This window comes from Cyclobacteriaceae bacterium (genome assembly GCA_013141055.1).
Lineage (GTDB): Bacteria > Bacteroidota > Bacteroidia > Cytophagales > Cyclobacteriaceae > ELB16-189.
Genome location: JABFRS010000001.1, coordinates 326,581 through 347,322, shown reverse-complemented (window position 1 = coordinate 347,322; position 20,742 = coordinate 326,581). Strand labels below are relative to the sequence as shown.

The following is a 20,742-nucleotide window of genomic DNA, read 5'->3' as shown; positions in this document are numbered from 1 at the left end:
TTAGTGATTGATCCGGTTACTGCTGAACGAATCGCGGAACATTTTCCAGCCTTCAGGGGTTTTCTTCCAAAGCACCAGAAATTTACCGTCGTCGAATAACTTTCCATTGACGTCGAAGGATTGCCAAAGACCTTCTTCGGTAACATATTCTTTTGCGTCACCATAGACTGCAGTGGTAATGAACTTGCCATTTCTCATCCCGTAATCGGCATAAGCAGCTTTAAAGAAATCGGCCGCAGCCTGTGGTCCGCACATCGCAGCACTGTTGGGTGCCATGATGCATGCATCTTTAGCATAGCGTGCAATAAAGATGGACGGATCATTCTTCACAAAGGATTGAAAGTAAATATCATTGCTGACAGCGATTGCCTTCTTAGCTTCTTCCAGTGCAGGATTATTCTGTGCGTATGAGTTAAATATTGCAACTGAACAAAAGAGTATTAAAGAGATGATATTTTTCATAGATGTAATTTTTTAAAACAGACTTTTGAAACTTTTGTCACTTAAGATTCGCTCAACAGAGGATTCCATTTGTTTATAGACGTTCCTGCTGAGGAATGGTCCCATGCTGATTCTTTTCACTCCGGCATTTTTCATTTCATTGAAATCAGGAAGATTGGGCATGCACATGACATTGATAGGTAGCTTCGATTTTTGACAAACCTTTCGCATGTCTTCAATGGCCGTGATGCAGGGAACGAACAATCCGTGTGCCTGTGTACTTTGGTATAACTCTATTCTTGAAAGAACTTCTTCCAGTGCATTGGGTAAGCCGAGGATAAATGGATCACAGCGAAGATTGATGAACATCTTTATGTTGCCCGCATTCAGAATGCTGATGACACGACTTATTTTCTCTGTGAATTTTTTAGCGTCTACGATAGATCGGTTTCCATCAACGATTTCAGAATCTTCAAGATTCACGCCACAGACTCCCGCTGCATGCAGCCTTTGTAAATTGGCGGCAATCCCTTCCGGAGTATCTGCATATCCTGATTCCAGATCTACCGATAACGGAAGCTTTGAATGATCGGCGATATGTTTGACAACGAACAGATATTCGTCAAAGCTCATTGCCTCGCCATCAGCATATCCGAGTGTCTCTGCTACAGATGCACTGGATGTGCCCAGCGCAGCGAATCCCTGCTTCTCAAATACGATTGCGCTCGGAACATCCCATACATTGCCGATCAGCAATGGTTCTGATTGTTGGTGCAGTGCAAGGAACTCTTCAAATCTGTGTTTCATGTTTCTTATTTTTTGATAATTATGCTGCCAATATACTTACACTATACTTTATGCATGTAGATTACTTTCAGCACCAAAGGCGTGATCTACAACAATTTTCCAGCTGCCGTCTGACTGCTTTTTCATGAGCTCTATTCCTTTGGCGCTTATTTTTACGTCTTCACCATCGGTGATGTTCCATTCCGATCTGCCGACTGCCACATCTCCGGCTTCAAGACAATACACTGTTTTGATCGTCATCTTTCCCTTGATGGAAAGAATCCCTTTGATGGCTTCTTCCCACTTTTCTTTTCCGGTCACGGGTTTTCCTGGTTCCGGAACCATGATGCCAGTCGTGTCATACATGCTCATGACCGTTGCCACGTCGCCTGAGTTGAATGCTGCCGCTAATGTTGCGTGTGCTTCATCTGCTTTCTTTGGTAGTTTCATTTTCGATTGGATTTAGTTTCTGTTGTTTGATGATGGAACAAAACTATCCTGATCATACGGTGGTTAATTGTATGAATCGGAACTGAAAAAACTTTTTTTGACTACTCTGAAGAGGTGTTCAGGTGCGGTTTTTGGCGCGGCCGAACTCTTCGTCGATCATGGCCGCTTCAAATAGGAGAGCTTTAACGACGTCTTCCCTGATCTCACTCAGATTCTGAAAATACATCACGTAATTCTGCTTTCGTCCCTCACTTTGCAGCAGCCCTTTGTCGTTGGACATTTTATTGCCATGACAAAATCCTAATGTCAGGCCTTTTTGCTTTTGATTCTTAAGACCAGGTTTCATTCCGTAGAAAACTGACGGTGGCCAGATATAGCAGATCATCCGGTGATGGGAATAAACAATGCCCATATCATAGTATGATTTCTCTGCCGCTGCGGGGATGCACTCTTCAATGAGTGAGCAAAGACGTCGCACCATAACTTGCTCATCGCGCGGGATGCCCAGGATAAACTCTTCGGTTTTGCTATTCAATGTTATGGCTTGCCGGTAAATTTATCACTGTAAATGATTCTTTTTGACTGATTTTGCCAAGATTTGCGCCGCTGGCACACTTTTTACTCCCTTAATATATATGCAGGTTCTATATGCCGAAGATGATCTGGAAGATCTGGAGACCTTTTGCGAGGTGCTTAGTAAAATAGATGCTTCTGCCAGATGTGTTCACGCACGCAACGGTCTGGACGTCCTTGAAATTCTGGAGACGACTTCGGAGTTGCCGGATTACATTTTCCTTGACATCAACATGCCCGTCATGGATGGCAGGGCGTGTTTGCGGGAGATAAAAAAGGATCAACGCTTTACATCTATTCCGGTTGTGATTTATACAACCAGCAATAATCCTCAGGATAAAGCATTATGTATGGAACTGGGTGCAACGGCTTATATCATTAAGCCTAACGGAATAAACGAGGCGATAAAGAACCTTTCAGTTTTCTTCAAGAAAGATCTCTCGGTTTAGCAAGCTTCATAACAGGCCCGCCCTTTTTTGTGATCCATTCGTCATCGTCCTTGAAATCAAAATCGTAGATACGGCCGCTCGTTTTACATTCTACTGAAATATTCTCCGGCAACCACCCTGATCCAAGTCCATCGGAAAGAGCTTCGACTGTAAGACTTTCAATCTCTCCGATATCAAGCCCTTCCAATGTTAAATAGGTAGTGCTTCCTCTTTCAAAGATGTCTTTCGCATTCGCATGAAAGGGGAGACGATGCAGTAATTTTCCCGAAGTTCCTTTCAAAGTAAAGGAGAGCCATGCATCCGTCCCTGCAAAGGGCTCGTCTTTGGTCTTTATGTTCAATAAGTAGATTGGAATAGTAGAAACCAGGAAAGGGTTGTGTCCTGACTGTGCAAGTTGAAAAGCATGGGTGTATGGAGATTGATATATAATGGACTTTAAGTGATCGACAGCTTCCAGATCCACGATGATTCCATCGACATAGCTGTTAAGATATTTCTGCATGGCAACGGGACGAGCGAGTACCCAGGGATAAACGATTTTGAAACCTCCTTCTTTATTGGCGTCGCGTTGATGAAGTGCCTCGCGGGCATTTTTAAAGATCTGAGGTTTGTTTAATAGCGTGATGATACCGTCTCCGTAGATAAAATTATTTTGCCGGTTGGAGATAAATATTTTTGCAAGCTCATCCGGTGTTATGTTCGATTCATCGACTCCGATACCCACATTGTCATAGCTTCCATTATAACGACATACAAACCCACAATCATTGGCATGTGTGAATACCATTGCGATATTCTCATGGCCTGAGAAAGTTGTCTTAACAGTATTGATGAGCAGATTGATATCGAAGTTTGTGACTTTAATGTCCCAGATCAACAGAGCAAGATTGTATTGTTGAGTCGCCAGCAATTCCCTGAGGGCCTGTAAATACACTTCAACCGTCGGTATATCTTTATAGGATGACTGTGTTGAATGCGTGACATAGAATTTGCCCTGATCGTAGACAATATCCGGTGCCAGTGCATTGGCGCCTTTCTCTAAAAAGTCTTTGGCTTGTTCGCCTGTGTTGGGATTATGCCCAATGATGTAAAACTGTCTTCTCTGACGCTCCATTCAATACGTTATAGGTGTTCCGGGTAGGTTGACAAAAAATACAAATTGTTTGTATGATTCTTTACTCTGATATCAATTTTTATGCCTTAGGAGGATGATCAACTCAGTTTGTGGCATTCCTGACCGTGGAAATAAGTCAACGGAGAAATTATGAATACAGATTTTGGATAGTATTTGTTATTGCAGTAACCGTAAAAACCCTGAGTTTATCCGGTTGATTCCACTGGCATAGAAATCGTTTCGTGTTGTGAAAACCAATCAACTAATATTATGGCAACAACAACAATGACTAAAAAGTCTGCAGCAAAGCCTGCGGCAAAAACTCAGGGCAAAGGTGAATCTGCACTTCTGGAGTTTTTAAAGGATGAGATCAAGGATATCTATTGGGCAGAGAATCATCTTACCAAAGCTATTCCCAAGATGCAGAAGGCTGCTACTTCTCCGGAGCTTAAAGACGCTTTCGGCGCTCATCTTGTGCAGACAAAAGAGCATGTAGCGCGACTTGAAAAAGTGTTCAAGCTTCTGGGTGAAAAAGTTCAGGCGAAGAAGTGTGATGCAATGGCGGGTATCCTGGAAGAAGGAAACGGAATCATTGAAGACACTGATGCCGGCACTGCGACCCGCGATGTAGGTCTCATCATTGCCGCACAAAAGGTAGAGCACTATGAGATCGCAACGTATGGTGGACTTGCCCAACTGGCAGAGACACTGGGCCTGACAGATGTCAAGAACTTACTGGGTCAGACATTGGATGAAGAAAAAGAGACGGATCAGCTTTTGTCGGACATCGCGAAGGAGAGTGTTAATTATGAGGCGGAGAAGGAAGAGGCGTGATCATGTAACCTTATGCTACATGGCACGGATTCACGGATGAGAAATAAATACTTTGTTTCCGTTGTTGCGTACGGCACGCTGGTGGAACTAAACATAATCTTTCTACAAAGATTGGGTCCCGCTGGGACAGGATCTACCTACATGTCACATTGGGTTATTAATGGTCGTGTATCAAAATCACCTATGGCATCTCTTGCCTTTAGTTGACGGTCCAGGAGGGACCAAATATTTGTAGTTAATGCAATCCGATTACACCGGCGTGCCGTAGGTACGCAACATTTTTTTTATGAAGACATTGCAACTGATGATTTGGATAGCCCACGGTTTTAACCGTGGGTTATAAATTGATATCAACGCTGGTAACCATTTCAATGGTTTCTAAACGCAGACTAATTTTGAAACCATTAAAATGGTTGGGGTGAAAATATCTTATCATCATCCCACGGTTAAAACCGTGGGCTTATAGAACCCATCAGCGAAGCTAATAATCTATGGATCTGTAGCACTTTAAGGTACAGGGGACGCCATATAGCCTTTTAGTGCTAAATGGTTTCATTTTTAGCCTTTTTTGCTTGTTTTTAAACCTGGAATAAATCTGGATTATACCAAACTCCAATCAAAAACCTCCAAATCACCCCAAAATCGCCACTTTTAACACTCACCTCCAGATTTACACTCCATTTTCTTCGTTTTTAGCCCAATTTGAGGGTTTTTAGGGGTATTTCAGCTACGTTCCTCGTACTTTCCTCGTATTTTCAGCTACCATTGCATGGTTTCTCTGATGTTTCTCGGATCGAACACGGATAATTCTCGGATAAAAACGCTCCTTTCTCTGATGTTTCTCTGATTCGTCTCTGATGTTTCCCCTATAAAAACGCTGCTTTCTCTGATAAACCTCTGATTCGCCTCTGATCAATCCCCTATAAAACACTGTTTTTCCCAATCTCTTCCCCGATTCTTCTCTGATTCGCCTCTGATCACTCTCTGATGTTTCTCTGATTCATCCCTGATTCATCTCTGATTCCTCTCTGATTCAGCCCCTTTGGCTCTCTGATCCTTTCCGGACTCTACCCAGAGTCTACCCAGAGTCTACCCAGAGTCTACCCAGAGTCTACCCAGAGTCTACCCGGACTCTACCCGGACTCTACCCAGTCTCAACCCGGACTCTACTCAGACCTTACCCGGTCTCTGCCCAATGCCATGGCATGATAATGGTCATCGTGAATTCAAACAAACATGAAATCATATGGCAACTAAAAATGCTTCCAAAACGATAAAGAGAACTGCTAAAAAGAGAGTTGCTCCCAAAAAGAGAATGGCTCCAAAGAAGGTGGCACGTGCGCCGCGCAAGCTGACGGCTAAGAAAAAACTAACGCCTCAGGAGAAGAAGCCATCATGGGCTCCGTCGATCCGTCCTGAGATGCAGTCGGTGATGGAGAAGCTTGCAAGTTATAATGCACCACCTCTTGAGACGTTAAGTCCTGAGAGAGCGCGTCAGAATCCAACACCTGCTGATGCGGTAAGGGATCTGATCGCAGAGAACAATATTAAAGTACCGGTTCCCAAAGTGGTTGTTACCAACCAGCACATTGCTGTATCGGAAGGGGAGATCGAAGTGAGAATTTATACACCTGCCAAAAAGAAGAAAGAGTATCCTGGCATCTTATACATTCATGGTGGTGGCTGGGTGATTGCAACCATTGATACCTATGATGCTTCTGCTTCTGCGATGGCGGAGCAAAATGAAGCGGTGGTAGTTTCTGTGGAGTATCGCAAAGGACCGGAGCATAAATTTCCTGCAGCGCATACGGATTCATTTGATGCCTACCGCTGGATGCTGAAGCACAGTGAATCTCTGAAGATCAATCCAAAGAGAGTTGCACTGGTAGGAGAGAGTGCGGGAGGTAATCTTGCGATCAATGTTGCGATCATGGCGAGAGATCATAAGAAAGTTGAGTTGCCGGTTGCCCAGGTATTGGTGTATCCGATCTCTCAATCCAACATGAACACTGAATCATACAAGAAGAATGAAAATGCAAAGCCATTGAATAAGGCTATGATGTCGTGGTTTGTAAAGTATGCATTGCCATCAGAGAGTGCTGCGAGTGATCCGCGTGTGGATCTGACAAAGGCAGACCTCAATGGATTGCCGCCGACCACGATCATCACGGCGGAGTATGATCCTTTGCTGACTGATGGAGAAATTCTTCGTGATTTTCTTGCGGACGCAGGAGTGAACGTGAAGTATAAAATGTATAAGGGTGTTACGCATGAGTTCTTTGGAATGGCGGCCGTGGTTCCGGAAGCAAAAGAAGCCCAGGAGCTGGCGACGAAGAATCTGAGCAAGTATCTTAAAAAGTAGTTAACAGAGAAGTATTGAATACAACAACACCGGGCTTTGGTCTGGTGTTGTTTTTTTTGGGGGGGGAGATGTTGTGGCGTGTTATTTATGTTATAAATGATACCTATGAAAATATTTAAGCAGACTGTGCATATCCTCAACACTTTTAAAATGGATTGATATGCGATATATTCAGGATCTTTTAGGCCATGACAATTCGAAGACGACTGGATAGTGCATTCATGTCACAAAAAAGCGATTTGGGAAGCTTTTTGAGCTCTTTGGATAGTATGATGAGCAAGATTAACTTACTTCCTAATACGGATGTATAAGCCACTGGTGGCTTATAGCCAGACGTTGGCTGCAATTTTCATGAACACACGACACAACAACATAATACTCATCCTGTCATGTTGGACAATGACTTTCCATCTGACCAGTTGTGATAATTTGCGGACGGGCCGACAACTTTATGAAAGCGGACTTGAGCACTACAGACATGCGGACCATGGTGACTATCATGATGGAGAAGGTCTCAGTGAAGCGATCGAAGACTTTGAAAAGTCAATTCGAAAAGGGTACAAGGACAGGGACCTCTTTGAGAAGTTAGCTTTGAGCTACAATTTTCTGAACCAAGATCTGGCAAATGAAGAAAGAGTTTATTCATTGGGTTTACTTGCCCATCCAAAAGATATCGAATTCTATTATAGACGAGGTGATTGTAGAAAAGAACTAAGAAAGCACAGGGACGCATTTGAGGACTACAATAAAGCGGTAGTACTAGACACAGCAAGAATGAGCGAATATTTCAGTAGTGCACTTTATCAGCGCGGGGCAATGCGGTATATATTGGGTGACACAGTAAATGCCGAAATGGACAAGCAAATTGCGCAAAGTATAACTGACCACGACCTAAGGGACTATTCGGATTACTGTAGACTGTGGAGATAGAAAACTGCAGCCAACACAAGCTATAAGTCATGGCGGCACGGTTGATATTTAATTTTTATATTTCGGTGTGCCGCCACGCCTTATAGCAAGACGTTGGCTGCAATAGCATTTGATGAAAGACTCGATTAAATTAATTGGAGCATTCGCAATACTTCTCGGCAGGAAACCCAAATTTTAGAAAACGAATCTTGGACACTGTTTCGACAGCAAGAGAACTTCGACAACAACGTCAGAATCAAAGAAACGAACTGACAAACAAAATTGACAACTTTGAGACACTTTATCCCAACCGGGACAAAGTGATAACTAAATACAGAATTTTAGACGGACTAAGTGATTTATTGGACGTTGTCTTTGTGTGCATGGCAATACCGATTATCTATTTATTTAAGAGACGGTAAAGGCTACTGTGCACAACAAAGTGTATAAAACATAGCGCTAGTTTGGTATTACATTGTAGTTTTAGTTTTTTAATTTCGTTCGGTGTCGGGGACAAAACGCAGCAGGTCGCTAAAGCCATTCCTTCGTCATTTGGCTTTAGCTCCTAAACCGCGCTACGTTTTATACACTGACGTTGTAGCGCATTATTTTTAATCAATATGGAGACAGAGAAAATATTTAAGACTAAGACAGGATATTGCCACGTTACACCTGACAAAATAATCTTGACGCGAGACGGAGTAATTGGAAATATTTCAAAAGTGGCGGTGGGTAACAACATATCAAGAATTCTGATTATCTACGGAGCTCTTTCTATTGGTCTACTTTACTTTGCTTATAACAGCTATCTTAACGGTGACACAACCACGACCATTTTCTTCGGACTCATTGGACTTTACTTAATATATGGAATAGTTAAAAGCAGAAACAACTCTGCGACACCGATAATTGAAAGAAAGGACATTGTAAATGTGACATACAATGCTGGTGCAGCAGGATTGACAAGACCAAGATTTGAAATTGAATTTAATGAGGGCGGACAAATCAAAAAGAGGTTGATCATGTTACCCGGGACAATAGCCGGTGGACAAAATGAAGGAGAAAAAGCCGTACAGATAATGAGAGACGAGAAATTAATGGGGTGAAAACAACGCGCTACAACAAAAGATATAAGTCATTTTGCTTCGTTGTTTATTTTTAAATTAAGGTAAGGCAAAACGCCTTATATCAAAACGTTGTAGGTAACCAGCCAGGACAACCATGAGACTTTTAGTATCAACAATAATTATTTTGCTCTGTTTTAGTTGTAGTCGAGACAGGACAACTGCTGACAATCAAGCTCACCACACTTATGACTCGACACTTGCGAATAATTTAATCATGGCCGACTTCCTTACGTATGCAGACAGCCTTAAAATTGATTCCCTAACAGACCAAGTGAAAAAGTCTTTTGACATTTATGACGATAGAAACAATAAGATACTTCATGTGGACGCAGAAGAATTGGCGGAATTTCAATTCGATTTTTTCTTGCCTCGACTAAATGTTATTTTAAACAAACGGAATTTTAATTTAGAAGTAAAAACGGCTGACAATTATGAAACTTCCAATGAAGTGTTTTTGAATGGAGAAAAAATACAGCTCTACACAAAACCCGAACTTGAAAATAGTGATTTCTGGGACAAGGCTTCAAGGACATTTTTCAAGAAGCTTAATGAGTTAATGAAGAAGAAAAGTATAAATGAATCTTTCTTTTTGCTGTACAATGGTAATGACTTACATGCACTTTTACTCACGGACATACAATTTAATATCATTGCGGACAAACTTAAAAATGAACCCAAAGAAATACCGTATAGACCCTAATGAAGGAGACCGACAGAAGAACTGTGCGTGGCTGGCTACCTATAACAAAAGCTATAAAACATATGCTGTATTGTAGGTTCTTAAAGTGTGTGCAGTTAAATTTTCGTTAGCAACGTGGGACAAAGATGCAGGTATTTACACGCATACGTCTTATAGCTAGGCGTTGGCAGTAATGCACAAATGAAGAGACGACTACTAATAATCGGGACACTTGCGACATTTTACGTGTTGAGTTACCTGGTTTTCAGAAATAAAAATGTCGAGACTTGGGACAAAGACGGTAAGCAATATGTAATCTTTCCAAAGGGACAGACTTGGATTTATTATTTATACAGACCATTGACTTACATCGATAGTAAAGTAACAACAATAAATTTTCACATTGGACTGCATGAGTAAATCGACAACTTGGCTGTATGTTATACTTCTGTGCCTCCTGACAGGTTGCTACTCCTTTGACAAAGGAGTAGCTCTTAAAGAGTTTAAAGAATTAAAACCAAATTGCGAGATAGTTAAAATGACAGACTACGAATGTGACGGGACACTTGGAGCATGTTGGTACATGGAATTTAATTACAAAGACAAAGACACGGGGACAACTTCAGACACGACTCTACAATATTGGAACGTTGACGACAAATGGATAACGAGAGCTGAGAACCAAAAGAAATACCCTTGACTGTGCACTACTGCCAACAAAGTGTTTATGCCATTGTATTATCGGTCTGACGTTTATTATTTTTTAGCAACACAACGTCATAAACACAAACGTTGTGTGCAATTTGCCTCGACAGACAATTGACTAAATGACAATGGAGATACCAAGAATTAAACTTGTAACACAACCAGAGACTCAGGAGGCTAAGGATATAGTTGGATACAAGTGGAATGACGTTGCCGGTACTAGACATTTTCTTGGAGGACAACCAGACGGACTTGAAAAAAGTGAATTCCCGACTTGTGACGACTGTAAAAAAGCAATGACGTTCTACGCTCAAGTGGACTCAATAGGTGAAAAATTTGACCTTGCGGACTGTATGGTCATTCACAACTTTGTATGCTTTGACTGTTTTACGGTAAAAGCTATTTTGACTCAAACAATAGCGTGACGGCAACTGCACACAACAAAAGCTATAAGGCGTGGCGGCAATCAATACATGGACAAAGAACTAATTGATACTTTGGAGGCTTCTGTTTCGCCATACCTGAATTAGGGATAATGCTATCTAAAAGCTTCCTACCCCGGGGCTGGCACAATATTTACACTCCTGATTACTTAACCTAACAACCCCTCAGGCTACGTAAATTCGGCGCCCCCAAATGAAAATCCCTAAAATCAGAAAAGGCCTTTTATATACCGCAGGAGCCATTGTGCTCTTATTTATAGTGATATTGATTATCCTTTCGCCCCTTGCAAAGTACTATGTCGAGAAGCACGACGTGGATCTCATCGGAAGGGAGGCAACCGTGGGATGGGCCTATGTCAATCCACTTACCGGTTATGTTCACCTGCATGATGTGAAGATCTATGAACTGCAGGGCGATAGCATTTTCGTGTCCGCAACAGGAGCCAGTGCCAACTTTGCCATTCACAAGCTTCTGTCAAAGCAGGTAGTGATCGAACAACTTACCGTGGATCATCCATGGGGAAAGATCGTTCAGAAGAAAGATACACTGAGCTTTGACGACGTCATAGATAAATTATCAGGAGATAAATCAGACACTACACACTCCGATGCCTGGCACGTCACGCTGCTCGATACCGAGATCATAGGAGGAGAATTTCACTACTATGAAAAGATCATTCCCATCAATTATTATATCAAAAATCTCAACGTCCTGGGTCCCGGTAAGACGAAGGATGTAGATACGCTCTCTGCAAAGTTCTCTTTTGAGGATGGAAAGGGAAAAGGCGGCATGCAGGGAGATTTTACCATCAATGTGAAGAACCTCGACTATAAGTTCGGTGTGGCTGTGAAAGCCTTCGATCTTGAAATCATCCGCCAGTACATCTGGGAGCTCATCAACTATGGAATGTTTCATTCCACACTTGATGCACAGATCGTGGCAACGGGAAATTTTAACTCTTCTGACAGTATCAGTGCCACCGGCCGATTATTCCTGACTGACTTTCATCTCGGTAAAACGAATGAGGATGCTTACATAGCTTTCAAGAAACTTGCACTCGTGATTGAAGAGCTTAGTCCCGCCCGTAACAAGTATCTCTTTGATTCTATCACTCTCAATGCCCCCTTTATCAAGTATGAGGTCTTCGATTCGCTCGACAATGTTCAGGCTTTGTTTGGTAAGGAGGGTATGAATATTTCTGACGTAACGAGCCAGTCAGGACGGTTCAACCTCGTTATTGAAATTGCACGCTACCTGAAAGAGATCTCACGTAACTTCTTTGTCAGCGACTTTCAGATCGGCACGCTGGGGATCTTTGACGGAAACTTTACCTTCAATGATTATTCGATCAGTGAAAAATTCTCCATGCAGGCGGGCCCGCTTACCGTTCGCGCAGACTCTGTAAACAAGAGAAACAAGCGTGTGGGGATTACTTTAAAGTCGGACATACAGCCCTATGGTCATGCAGACTTCTTTATAAGCATCAATCCGAAAGACAGCGGCGACTTTGATCTAAAGTATAAAGTAGAAAAGATACCAGCTGCAGCATTCAATCCCTATCTTATCTCCGTCACTTCTTTTCCATTGGACAGAGGCACGCTGGAAGTGAATGGACTTTGGAATGTAAGGAACGGTATGATCAATGGAAGCAATCACGTACTTGTGATGGATCCCCGGGTCACCAAGCGTGTGAGGAACAAAGACACGAAATGGATACCGATGCCATTGATCATGTCCCTGGTGCGCGATCATGGAAATGTGATCGACTATGAAATCCCGATCACGGGCAATCTGAAGCATCCGAAGTTTCACCTGAGTGATGTGATCACCGATGCCATCAAGAATATATTCGTCAAGCCTGCCACGACTCCATACAGAATGGAGGTAAAGGAAGTGGAAGCAGAGATCGAAAAATCGCTGACGGTGAAATGGGAGATGAAGCAACGTTCACTATCGGATCATCAGCTTAAGTTTGTAAAAGATATTGCTGAATTTCTGAAGAGTAACCCGAATGCCTCACTTGTCGTGCATCCTGTTGAGTATGAGATCAAGGAGAAAGAGCACATTCTGTTCTATGAGACCAAGAAGAAGTATTTTCTGATCACACATAATAAAAAGGCGAAGGACTTTACCGAAGATGATTCATTGGAGGTTAATAAGATGTCTGCCAAGGATAAAGCGCTTGTGAAGTACATCAGCAGGAACCTGAGTGATACAGTGATGTTTACGTTGCAGGAGAAGTGTTTCAATTTTGTCGGTCATGAGGCAGTGAACAGGTCATTTGTCAATCTCGTCAAAGATCGGAAAGCATCGTTTCTCAATTCGTTTAAAGAGAATGGCACCGTCAGTCAGGTGAAGATGAAGGCCGATGAGAGTGCTATTCCTTATAATGGCTTCTCCTTTTTCAAGTTTGATTATCCGAATGGTATGGATGATGACTTACGGGAAGCCTATGAAAAAATGAGAGAGCTGAATAATGAAGCACCAAGGAAGAAATATCTGAAAGAGAGAAAGAAAATTGCAGCAAAATAATTTGCTATAAGATTAGTCGTCGTAAATTTAACTTACACCATAATCCCATTTGTATGCCTCAGTTCAAAGCGATCGCTATCTTCGTTATTGCCGGTCTCTTGGAAATAGGAGGCGGCTATCTGATCTGGATGTGGCTGCGTAAAGGTTATGGCATCGGATATGGTCTGATGGGTGCAGTGATCCTGACGGCCTGCGCCATTGCTACCACGTTTCAGTCTTCGTCTTTTGGAAGAGTGAGTGCCACCTACGGTGCATTCTTTATCGTGATGTCCCTGGTCTGGGCGTACTTCTTTGACGACTTCACACCTGATAAGTATGATGTGATTGGATCTGTCGTTTGCGTGACGGGAGCGATGATTATTTACTACGCGCCACGAGCATAACCTAAAGCACCCCTGAAGTAAAAAAGCCTGAAGGCTTTATACTTCAGGGAAGTAGTTTCTCTTTCCTGATATAACTCAATGATGAATCAACGGCAGCGTACACATCACCGTCATACTTATCCATTTCGAGGATATACCATTTGACACCGATCTCTTTTCCCTTCTGGAAAACAGATTTGTAATCGATCTGTCCTTTTCCAAGCGGAACCCAGTTTTGGGCAGGCATGTCGGGAGGCATGAAGTCAGAGCCATCAAACGTTCCGGTGGATACATTGCTTGCCATGTTCTTCACATGTAGCAGTTCAACGCCACCCTTGTATTGTTCCATGAATTGCACCGGGTCTTTCCCCGCATACGTTACCCAGAACACATCCATCTCCAGTCGTACACAGCTATAGTCGATACGACTGACAAAGCTGTCGAAGAATGTCTTCCCGGTTTCCAGGGGTTGCAATTCATATCCGTGAATATGGTAGTACAATTGAAGTCCGGCTTCTTTCGCCAGCGGGCAGGCTTTGGTCAGCATGTCAGCAGCTTCGTTGACGATGGCGAGTGTTACGGTATCGGCTTTTGATTCTTTCAGCCAGGCAATACCAGTGTATTGTGCGCCAAGTTTTTTGGCCGTGTTGATGATGATGGATGGATCTTTTCTCCAGTCGGCAAGAGTGTTCCAGTGAAGAGCAAACATTTTCAATCCTGCTGAGTCGAGCTTTGCTTTGAAGTCGTCCGGATTGCCTACGATGTAAGGAGCGTCAAATCCTTCGACATAGGTGAAGCCGAGCGCTTTGATCTTTTTCAAAGTCCCGGGTACATCCTTTTCAAGGTCGTAACGGAAGGTCCAGAGCTGAGCGGCGATGCGATTGTCCAAGGGAGGATTTTCAGCAGTGCTTTTTTCGCGAGTGCCACAGGAAGCTATAACAGTCACGATGAGGATCAGAAGAATGTTTTTCATGTACCAAATGCATTTGGGTGGATGACATTTTGTTTTACTAAATCTAATTCATTTCTTTCTAACAACAAACAACGATAGAGTTGCACGGATCATACGCATGACTACCAAAGTTACAGTTACCACCATTTTTCATTGCTCGCTGGAGAGGGCATTTAAGACGCCCATCCTCTGTGATGTTTCCAAAGTGCATACGGGATATGGTCCCATGCCTAAGGTCACACATTGTACCGATGATGAGAACTGGGGTAAGCCAGGTTATTCCAAAAAGGTCTTTGTTGCCAAATCACTTTCGCAAAAAGGAGGGTGGGCATCCAATGATAAGGTGCTGGAGCGAATTGAGAATCAGTACTGGAAAATTGAAGTCAGTAACTTTCAATGGGATTCTCCAAATTCATTGGTGAATGGAAAACCACAGAACAGGCACGGGAAAGAATTTTAATTGAATACACCTACACGCTTCATTCTGATATTACATTACTGTATCCGCTGAACTGGTTATTTACCAAGCTATTCTGGAAAAGGTATATGAAGAGGGCACTGGAAAATATCCGTCGGTTGACCACCGCCAAAGAACCTTACCAGTACCCTTGATCTAAGATAAAGCAGCGTATGCTAAGGCTTAGCCTCTGATACTTTGTTGATCGACGCAATGAGGCTCTTATCAATTTCTTCCGTCGCACCGATGTGAACCGAGCGGATGATTCCACTTTTGTCAACAATAAGGTGAGTAGGATAGATTCCCAGCTTCAGCTGATCATTCAGTTCTTTTGATTCTGCAAGGATCTGATAATTGAATGCATGTTTTTCTAGAAACCTTGTGAGGGCATCGGGCTTGTCGAGGGCGGGAGCAAGGAATACAACGTCGTTGCGGTCCTTGTAATGTTCAACAACCTTGTTGAGCGATGGCATTTCTATCCTGCATGGGACACAGCCTGTGAACCAGAAATTGAGCACTACTATTTTCCCGGCAAGGGAAGAAGACTTGAACTCTTTTCCTGCTGCGGTGACCAGCTTGAATTCCGGAAGCCTGACATTTAACAGGTTGTCTTTAGCCTCTTGATGGCTGGTCGCCTGATTACGCTCGGCTTCTTCTTTTGGTACCAAATAATAAGTGACATCGGATCCTTCGGGTGACATATTGTCGATGGAATAGCGTGATGCGTATTTCCCGGACTTCACTTTCTCTTTGAATTCTGCCGGAGGCATGTCTTTGCCTGCTTCATCTTTATAACTCTTTTGTCTTATCAGGGGTTTTGTCATCGCTGTACCGGTGCTATCACCGGTCCTGGGAGCTGATGAGGTTCTTGTGAATGTCTGATTACCTGCAGCGGCAGCATCATTGCCTTTCATAAGCTCTACTTCTACAACCTGAACACCATCTTCTTTTGTGAAATTGTAAGTGACCTTGTTATCGTTGGCTTTCGCAATGCTGTCCACCTGGGCTTTGGTGATATATTTTTTACTGTTCTTCATTCTGAACAGGGGAGATGTCTGTGCAAACATCTCGATGGTAAAAATCAAAAGGAAAATGAGGAAGTAAATAGACTTGCTTTTCATAACTGGGTTTAGTTTGCCGGCAAGTAAGGCAGAAGCATAAGCGACATGAAGCAATTCATGTTAATTATGGTTAACGAATGTTAAACGGAATGAAAAATACTGCCAGAGGAGGGAGGCCGGGCAATAGAGATTTAATGCCTGTTGATTTTAAATGCAAAATGCGCAAAGATCGATGAGATCCTTTGCGCACTTCGCGTGATGATGTGAGATATTCTTAGCTTCTTGAATTTTCTGTGCGGTTTGTGTGCTCCAGAGCAACATAACGAAACAGTAATCCAGCGACAGCGAATAAACCGGCAAAGAAACTATTGACGGCAATGACTTCTGTAACAGAGCTGTCGGTACGCTGATAAATATTGGTGACCAGCAGGATAGCAGCAATTACGATGAGTGAGCCTGCCATTAAATACATGGCACGTTCCATTCCACCAGCAGTAAAGCGGGAGAGGATCGTTCCGACAATTCCAACAGCGATCACTCCGATATACATGAGATTGGCAGCATTAGGACCTGAACCAATAAGACCTACTGCGAGGTTTGCCCAGATCAGTAAGAATGTGGATCCGAGTGCCATGGCAACGGCAATACGGTATACCAGATTAGTTACATAGCGGGTGATCAGTACATAAGAGAATCCGATTCCAAATATGAGTGCACCCATAACAATAAAGTCGGCAGCACTCCAGTCAACTTCATTGGAGAATTGCATTGCAATTAAGGGAATGGATAACAGGACGCCTGTTACAATGGCAACGATGAGTACGGATTGTGAGAATGTTGTTTTCATTTTTACTGGATATTTTCTGTTAGTTGAATACTTATTTAATGCGTGCTTTTTTGACACCCTGAATACGAGCGACCAGATACCATCCTGCGCCAGCAATGATCAGTAGCAATGGAATCGCGCCCGGTTCGCTATCAGCATATATTTTGAATGCCATTAACAAAACTCCAATGATCATGATCAGTAAGGGGAGAAGAGTCTTCATTTTAATGTTTTTAGAACTGTTTACCTGCAACTCTCAATTGCTGCAGGGCATGGCAAAGATAGATAAAAGTACTTTTAATTTGAAAGTGAAATGATAAAAATATTATCAGATCACGATCTGGAGCCTGATTTAGGCCATAAAGGAAGCGTTGATGGTCCAGGGATGGACACTTTTATAATAGTCTTATAATATGTGCCCTGCAAAATGTCAGGATGAAAGAGCCTACCTTTCGCGGCGCTATGAAACACTTTCTGTTTATCGTTCTGGCACTAGTCTTGTCGCCTTTCGTAGGAAAGGCAGGGGATAGGTATTCAAAGGGCGCAGATGTTTCATCTGTCGGATCACTACAGGCACCTTCTGAAAAGGTATTACACCTTACATTTATAAGTCAATCATCTTCCGACTCACAAAAAGCAAAGGGAGATGATGCAATATTAATTTGCGCCTCAGACGACCTGATTCAGGCATCGGTTTTTGGGTTTCACAACAGATGTCAGGCGTTGAACAATGCGTTTGACTTTGATGATAGATTTCGCTATTCCTACACAATCAGTTTTCCACCAAAACAGTATTCACTCCTTAGAATATTGTTCCGGGCAATAATTGCCGCTAACGCACCTTAGTAACGGGCAGGATTCTATTCTTTCTTTTTGATTCCATTCAGAGAGAACTTCTTGTCACTTGTTCAATTGAAAAATCACTGACCATTGGAAATTTATATCATCATCATTTTTGTATTTGGCTATCTTGCCATTGCACTGGAACATTCTCTGAAAATAAATAAGACAGCCACCGCACTCGTGACCGGCGTTCTTTGCTGGACATTGTTCGCGTTGAAAGTTCCCAATAGTTCTTTTTTGGAAAGTCATCATTTCATCGAGTTCTCGCGCAACATAAAATTTGAAGGTCTTCCGATATCAGACATCTATCATTCATTCATCAATAGTGAGCTGTCCCACAACCTGAGCCAGATTGCGTCAATCATTTTCTTTCTCATTGGAGCAATGACGATTGTCGAGCTCATTGATGCACATCAGGGATTTCGCTTTATCACTGAAAGGATCAGGACCAAAGACATCAGGCAAATGCTCTGGATCATCTGCTGGGTAACTTTTTTTCTCTCTGCTATCCTCGATAATCTTACAACAGCCATTGTAATGGTGTCGCTGGTGCGAAAACTAATCCAGGATCGGGAGCGGCGATTGCTCTTTGCGGGGATGATCATTATCGCTGCAAATGCCGGCGGTGCGTGGTCACCCATCGGTGATATTACAACTACAATGTTATGGATTGGCGGACAAATCTCACCCGTGGCAATTATTAAGTCCCTGCTGATTCCCAGCATTGTAAGCCTTCTTGTTCCTGTCATCTTCCTAAGCTTTACACTGAAAGGCACAATCAGTAATAGCGAGGTCACGGAGAAGAACGATTCAGATTCCAGGGGAGGAAAGATCATGTTGCTGGTGGGTGTTGGTGCTTTGGTATTTGTTCCTGTGTTTAAAACATTAACTCACCTGCCACCTTACGTAGGCATTCTTCTTGGGTTAGGAGTTCTCTGGATTGTTTCTGAAATGATCAACCCTCATCTCGATGAAGACGAAAGAAAAAAATACTCGGCCGGGAATGCTCTATCCAGAATAGATACATGCAGCGTCTTGTTTTTCTTTGGTATTCTCCTGGCAGTAGGAGCACTCGAATCAATGCAGACACTCCATCATTTTGCGGAGTACTTGGAGCACATGATAGGCGACAAAAAAGTGATCATTACTCTCATCGGCGTGTTCTCTTCCATCATCGACAATGTACCGCTGGTGGCAGCATGTATGGGCATGTATTCCGTTGAAGCATATCCGATGGATCATATGATATGGGAATACCTTGCTTATTGCGCGGGTACTGGGGGAAGCTTGTTAGTAATAGGCTCCGCGGCGGGTGTTGCGGTAATGGGAATGGAGAAGATGGACTTCATCTGGTACTTCCGGAAGATCACCTTTCTCGCATTGCTAGGGTATGCTGCAGGTGCCGCAATGTTTTTGATTATGAATTAATGCCTGAAATCAATGGATCATTTAGACAGTTGAATTGATAACTTTGTCTAAATTTTAAAAATTGACCTCTGTTTTAATCATTGATGACGAACAATCCTTGCGCGGACTGTTAGCACGGATCATCCAGCTGGAAGGGTACTCTGTCTTTCAGGCAGGATCAATCAAAGAGGGGATGTCATTCCTGCATAAGGAAATCGTCCAGGTGGTTATCACGGATGTGAAACTTCCCGATGGAAATGGAGTTGATCTCACGGCCAGAATCAAGCAGGAGTTTCCGGCGGTGGAGATCATTGTTCTGACTGCCTATGGTACCATTGAAGATGGAGTTAAAGCAATCAAGAATGGTGCCTTCGATTATCTTACGAAAGGAGATCACCAGGAAAAAATTCTTCCGATCCTAAGCAGGGCTTCAGAAAAATCTTTGCTACAGCAAAAAGTTATCAATCTTGAAACCAGGCTTCATGAGAAGTTTGGCTTTGACAATATCCTTGGAAATAATAAGGCGATCAAGAGTAGTATTGAACTTGCAAGACGCGTAACGGTTACCGACACTACTGTCCTTTTACTGGGTGAGACAGGTACAGGCAAAGAGATATTTGCTCAGGCAATTCACTATGAGAGTCCAAGAAGTGGAAAGGCATTTATCGCGCTGAACTGCAGTGCTTTTCCAAAAGATTTATTGGAGAATGAGTTGTTTGGTCACAGCGAAGGTGCCTTCACGGGCGCTCTGAAATCAAAGCGAGGTTATCTTGAGGAAGCTCACGAAGGAACATTATTCCTTGATGAGATTGGAGAGTTGAATATTGATCTGCAAGCCAAGTTGCTTAGGGTGCTGGAGACAGGAGAATTTTACCGAGTTGGAGAAAGCAAGCCGCGTAAAGTAAACGTACGGTTTATTGCGGCCACCAACAGAAATCTGGAGGAAGAATCGGGGAATGGAAATTTCAGAAAGGACCTGTATTACCGGCTCTCCGTTTTTATAATCTCATTGCCTTCTTTGCGTGATAGAAGAGATGATGTGCCACTGTTTGCCAATCATTTCATTACCCAGTTTTCATTGAAGACAAACAAACGGGAGCCATCCGTCGCTGCTGATTTTTTAAAGGCCCTTCAGCAACACAACTGGAAGGGGAATATTCGGGAACTTAAGAATGTCATCGAACGATGTGTCATTCTCTCAGATGGAATGCTTACATCTTCCTTGCTTCCCGCTGACTTTTCAGGTGAAGAATCAGTGAATTCTTTTGAGCTATCACAGGTCGAGAAGAACCATATAATTAAAGTATTAAGACATACCGGAGGAAATAAGACAGAAGCTGCCAGGCTTTTGAATATTGGTCTTACTACCCTCTATCGTAAGATCGAAGAATACAAGATTTAAATTCTATCCGTAAGAGATAAAACTCTT

22 protein-coding genes are annotated in these 20,742 nt (G+C 42.8%); 13 read left to right on the top strand and 9 right to left on the bottom strand.

Annotated features, from left to right (window positions below; genetic code table 11):
* The 4 genes from HOP08_01595 to HOP08_01580 form a co-directional block, all read right to left on the bottom strand.
* Entirely contained in the window at positions 1 to 441 is a 441-nt protein-coding gene (locus tag HOP08_01595) for a nuclear transport factor 2 family protein (GenBank protein NOT73591.1), read from the bottom strand.
* A gap of 33 nt (positions 442 to 474) precedes the next feature.
* The gene (locus HOP08_01590) at positions 475 to 1,248 is read right to left on the bottom strand and encodes an isocitrate lyase/phosphoenolpyruvate mutase family protein (protein ID NOT73590.1); all 774 of its coding nucleotides are present in this window, start codon (positions 1,246 to 1,248) and stop codon (positions 475 to 477) included.
* Positions 1,249 to 1,296: 48 nt separating this feature from the next.
* Positions 1,297 to 1,677, bottom strand: a complete 381-nt coding sequence (locus tag HOP08_01585) for a DUF4440 domain-containing protein (GenBank protein NOT73589.1) — start codon at positions 1,675 to 1,677, stop codon at positions 1,297 to 1,299.
* A 118-nt stretch (positions 1,678 to 1,795) separates the two neighbouring features.
* Complete coding sequence (locus HOP08_01580) at positions 1,796 to 2,212, bottom strand: hypothetical protein (GenBank protein ID NOT73588.1); 417 nt, start codon at positions 2,210 to 2,212, stop codon at positions 1,796 to 1,798.
* A 100-nt stretch (positions 2,213 to 2,312) separates the two neighbouring features.
* Between HOP08_01580 and HOP08_01575 the strand changes: the two genes are divergently transcribed.
* The gene (locus HOP08_01575; protein NOT73587.1) at positions 2,313 to 2,699 is read left to right on the top strand and encodes a response regulator; all 387 of its coding nucleotides are present in this window, start codon (positions 2,313 to 2,315) and stop codon (positions 2,697 to 2,699) included.
* On the opposite strand, the gene HOP08_01570 is transcribed toward HOP08_01575, so the two are convergent.
* Positions 2,677 to 3,813 carry a hypothetical protein gene (locus HOP08_01570; GenBank protein ID NOT73586.1) on the bottom strand — a complete coding sequence of 379 codons (1,137 nt, stop codon included), beginning with the start codon at positions 3,811 to 3,813 and terminating at the stop codon, positions 2,677 to 2,679. The two genes, HOP08_01575 and HOP08_01570, sit on opposite strands and share 23 nt — an antisense overlap.
* Positions 3,814 to 4,083: 270 nt before the next feature.
* Here HOP08_01570 and HOP08_01565 point away from each other — a divergent pair, with 270 nt between their 5' ends.
* The 8 genes from HOP08_01565 (at position 4,084) to HOP08_01530 (ending at position 13,788) form a co-directional block, all read left to right on the top strand.
* Positions 4,084 to 4,647, top strand: a complete 564-nt coding sequence (locus HOP08_01565; GenBank protein NOT73585.1) for a ferritin-like domain-containing protein — start codon at positions 4,084 to 4,086, stop codon at positions 4,645 to 4,647.
* A 1,246-nt stretch (positions 4,648 to 5,893) separates the two neighbouring features.
* Positions 5,894 to 7,009 (top strand): alpha/beta hydrolase, encoded by a 1,116-nt coding sequence (locus HOP08_01560; GenBank protein NOT73584.1) that lies wholly within the window; start codon positions 5,894 to 5,896, stop codon positions 7,007 to 7,009.
* 429 nt (positions 7,010 to 7,438) lie between these two features.
* Positions 7,439 to 7,939, top strand: coding sequence for a hypothetical protein (locus HOP08_01555; protein NOT73583.1), 501 nt, complete (start codon positions 7,439 to 7,441; stop codon positions 7,937 to 7,939).
* Between the two features lie 599 nt (positions 7,940 to 8,538).
* The gene (locus tag HOP08_01550; protein ID NOT73582.1) at positions 8,539 to 9,024 is read left to right on the top strand and encodes a phosphoribosylaminoimidazolesuccinocarboxamide synthase; all 486 of its coding nucleotides are present in this window, start codon (positions 8,539 to 8,541) and stop codon (positions 9,022 to 9,024) included.
* 235 nt (positions 9,025 to 9,259) lie between these two features.
* Positions 9,260 to 9,745: a hypothetical protein gene (locus HOP08_01545; GenBank protein NOT73581.1), complete on the top strand. Its 486-nt coding sequence runs from the start codon at positions 9,260 to 9,262 to the stop codon at positions 9,743 to 9,745.
* Between the two features lie 812 nt (positions 9,746 to 10,557).
* Complete coding sequence (locus HOP08_01540; GenBank protein NOT73580.1) at positions 10,558 to 10,854, top strand: hypothetical protein; 297 nt, start codon at positions 10,558 to 10,560, stop codon at positions 10,852 to 10,854.
* 211 nt (positions 10,855 to 11,065) lie between these two features.
* Positions 11,066 to 13,405, top strand: coding sequence for a DUF748 domain-containing protein (locus HOP08_01535; protein NOT73579.1), 2,340 nt, complete (start codon positions 11,066 to 11,068; stop codon positions 13,403 to 13,405).
* 53 nt (positions 13,406 to 13,458) lie between these two features.
* Positions 13,459 to 13,788, top strand: a complete 330-nt coding sequence (locus HOP08_01530) for a YnfA family protein (protein NOT73578.1) — start codon at positions 13,459 to 13,461, stop codon at positions 13,786 to 13,788.
* 43 nt (positions 13,789 to 13,831) lie between these two features.
* Here the strand turns inward: HOP08_01530 and HOP08_01525 are convergent, their stop codons facing one another.
* On the bottom strand, positions 13,832 to 14,740 hold the full coding sequence (locus HOP08_01525) for a sugar phosphate isomerase/epimerase (GenBank protein NOT73577.1): 909 nt from the start codon (positions 14,738 to 14,740) through the stop codon (positions 13,832 to 13,834).
* Between the two features lie 97 nt (positions 14,741 to 14,837).
* Between HOP08_01525 and HOP08_01520 the strand changes: the two genes are divergently transcribed.
* A complete protein-coding gene (locus HOP08_01520) occupies positions 14,838 to 15,179 on the top strand; it encodes a hypothetical protein (GenBank protein NOT73576.1) in 342 nt (113 codons plus the stop codon).
* Between the two features lie 173 nt (positions 15,180 to 15,352).
* On the opposite strand, the gene HOP08_01515 is transcribed toward HOP08_01520, so the two are convergent.
* The 3 genes from HOP08_01515 to HOP08_01505 form a co-directional block, all read right to left on the bottom strand.
* Complete coding sequence (locus HOP08_01515; protein NOT73575.1) at positions 15,353 to 16,297, bottom strand: TlpA family protein disulfide reductase; 945 nt, start codon at positions 16,295 to 16,297, stop codon at positions 15,353 to 15,355.
* 214 nt (positions 16,298 to 16,511) lie between these two features.
* Entirely contained in the window at positions 16,512 to 17,084 is a 573-nt protein-coding gene (locus tag HOP08_01510; GenBank protein NOT73574.1) for a hypothetical protein, read from the bottom strand.
* A 31-nt stretch (positions 17,085 to 17,115) separates the two neighbouring features.
* The gene (locus HOP08_01505; GenBank protein NOT73573.1) at positions 17,116 to 17,286 is read right to left on the bottom strand and encodes a hypothetical protein; all 171 of its coding nucleotides are present in this window, start codon (positions 17,284 to 17,286) and stop codon (positions 17,116 to 17,118) included.
* A 212-nt stretch (positions 17,287 to 17,498) separates the two neighbouring features.
* On the opposite strand from HOP08_01505, the gene HOP08_01500 reads away from it, so the two are divergent.
* The 3 genes from HOP08_01500 to HOP08_01490 all read left to right on the top strand — a co-directional run bounded on the left by HOP08_01500 (position 17,499) and on the right by HOP08_01490 (position 20,715).
* Complete coding sequence (locus HOP08_01500; GenBank protein ID NOT73572.1) at positions 17,499 to 17,909, top strand: hypothetical protein; 411 nt, start codon at positions 17,499 to 17,501, stop codon at positions 17,907 to 17,909.
* A gap of 84 nt (positions 17,910 to 17,993) precedes the next feature.
* A complete protein-coding gene (gene nhaD, locus HOP08_01495) occupies positions 17,994 to 19,334 on the top strand; it encodes a sodium:proton antiporter NhaD (protein NOT73571.1) in 1,341 nt (446 codons plus the stop codon).
* Between the two features lie 61 nt (positions 19,335 to 19,395).
* The gene (locus HOP08_01490; protein NOT73570.1) at positions 19,396 to 20,715 is read left to right on the top strand and encodes a sigma-54-dependent Fis family transcriptional regulator; all 1,320 of its coding nucleotides are present in this window, start codon (positions 19,396 to 19,398) and stop codon (positions 20,713 to 20,715) included.
* Positions 20,716 to 20,742 lie beyond the last annotated feature (27 nt).

Bases quoted from the DNA above. Each gene is read 5' to 3' on its own strand.
- HOP08_01525 (NOT73577.1), bottom strand. From the start codon at position 14,740: ATGAAAAACATTCTTCTGATCCTCATCGTGACTGTTATAGCTTCCTGT.
- HOP08_01560 (NOT73584.1), top strand. From the start codon at position 5,894: ATGGCAACTAAAAATGCTTCCAAAACGATAAAGAGAACTGCTAAAAAG.
- HOP08_01510 (NOT73574.1), bottom strand. From the start codon at position 17,084: ATGAAAACAACATTCTCACAATCCGTACTCATCGTTGCCATTGTAACA.
- HOP08_01520 (NOT73576.1), top strand. From the start codon at position 14,838: ATGACTACCAAAGTTACAGTTACCACCATTTTTCATTGCTCGCTGGAG.
- HOP08_01505 (NOT73573.1), bottom strand. From the start codon at position 17,286: ATGAAGACTCTTCTCCCCTTACTGATCATGATCATTGGAGTTTTGTTA.
- HOP08_01585 (NOT73589.1), bottom strand. From the start codon at position 1,677: ATGAAACTACCAAAGAAAGCAGATGAAGCACACGCAACATTAGCGGCA.
- HOP08_01515 (NOT73575.1), bottom strand. From the start codon at position 16,297: ATGAAAAGCAAGTCTATTTACTTCCTCATTTTCCTTTTGATTTTTACC.
- HOP08_01570 (NOT73586.1), bottom strand. From the start codon at position 3,813: ATGGAGCGTCAGAGAAGACAGTTTTACATCATTGGGCATAATCCCAAC.
- HOP08_01590 (NOT73590.1), bottom strand. From the start codon at position 1,248: ATGAAACACAGATTTGAAGAGTTCCTTGCACTGCACCAACAATCAGAA.
- HOP08_01575 (NOT73587.1), top strand. From the start codon at position 2,313: ATGCAGGTTCTATATGCCGAAGATGATCTGGAAGATCTGGAGACCTTT.
- HOP08_01565 (NOT73585.1), top strand. From the start codon at position 4,084: ATGGCAACAACAACAATGACTAAAAAGTCTGCAGCAAAGCCTGCGGCA.
- HOP08_01530 (NOT73578.1), top strand. From the start codon at position 13,459: ATGCCTCAGTTCAAAGCGATCGCTATCTTCGTTATTGCCGGTCTCTTG.
- HOP08_01545 (NOT73581.1), top strand. From the start codon at position 9,260: ATGGCCGACTTCCTTACGTATGCAGACAGCCTTAAAATTGATTCCCTA.
- HOP08_01540 (NOT73580.1), top strand. From the start codon at position 10,558: ATGGAGATACCAAGAATTAAACTTGTAACACAACCAGAGACTCAGGAG.
- HOP08_01550 (NOT73582.1), top strand. From the start codon at position 8,539: ATGGAGACAGAGAAAATATTTAAGACTAAGACAGGATATTGCCACGTT.
- HOP08_01535 (NOT73579.1), top strand. From the start codon at position 11,066: ATGAAAATCCCTAAAATCAGAAAAGGCCTTTTATATACCGCAGGAGCC.
- HOP08_01500 (NOT73572.1), top strand. From the start codon at position 17,499: ATGAAAGAGCCTACCTTTCGCGGCGCTATGAAACACTTTCTGTTTATC.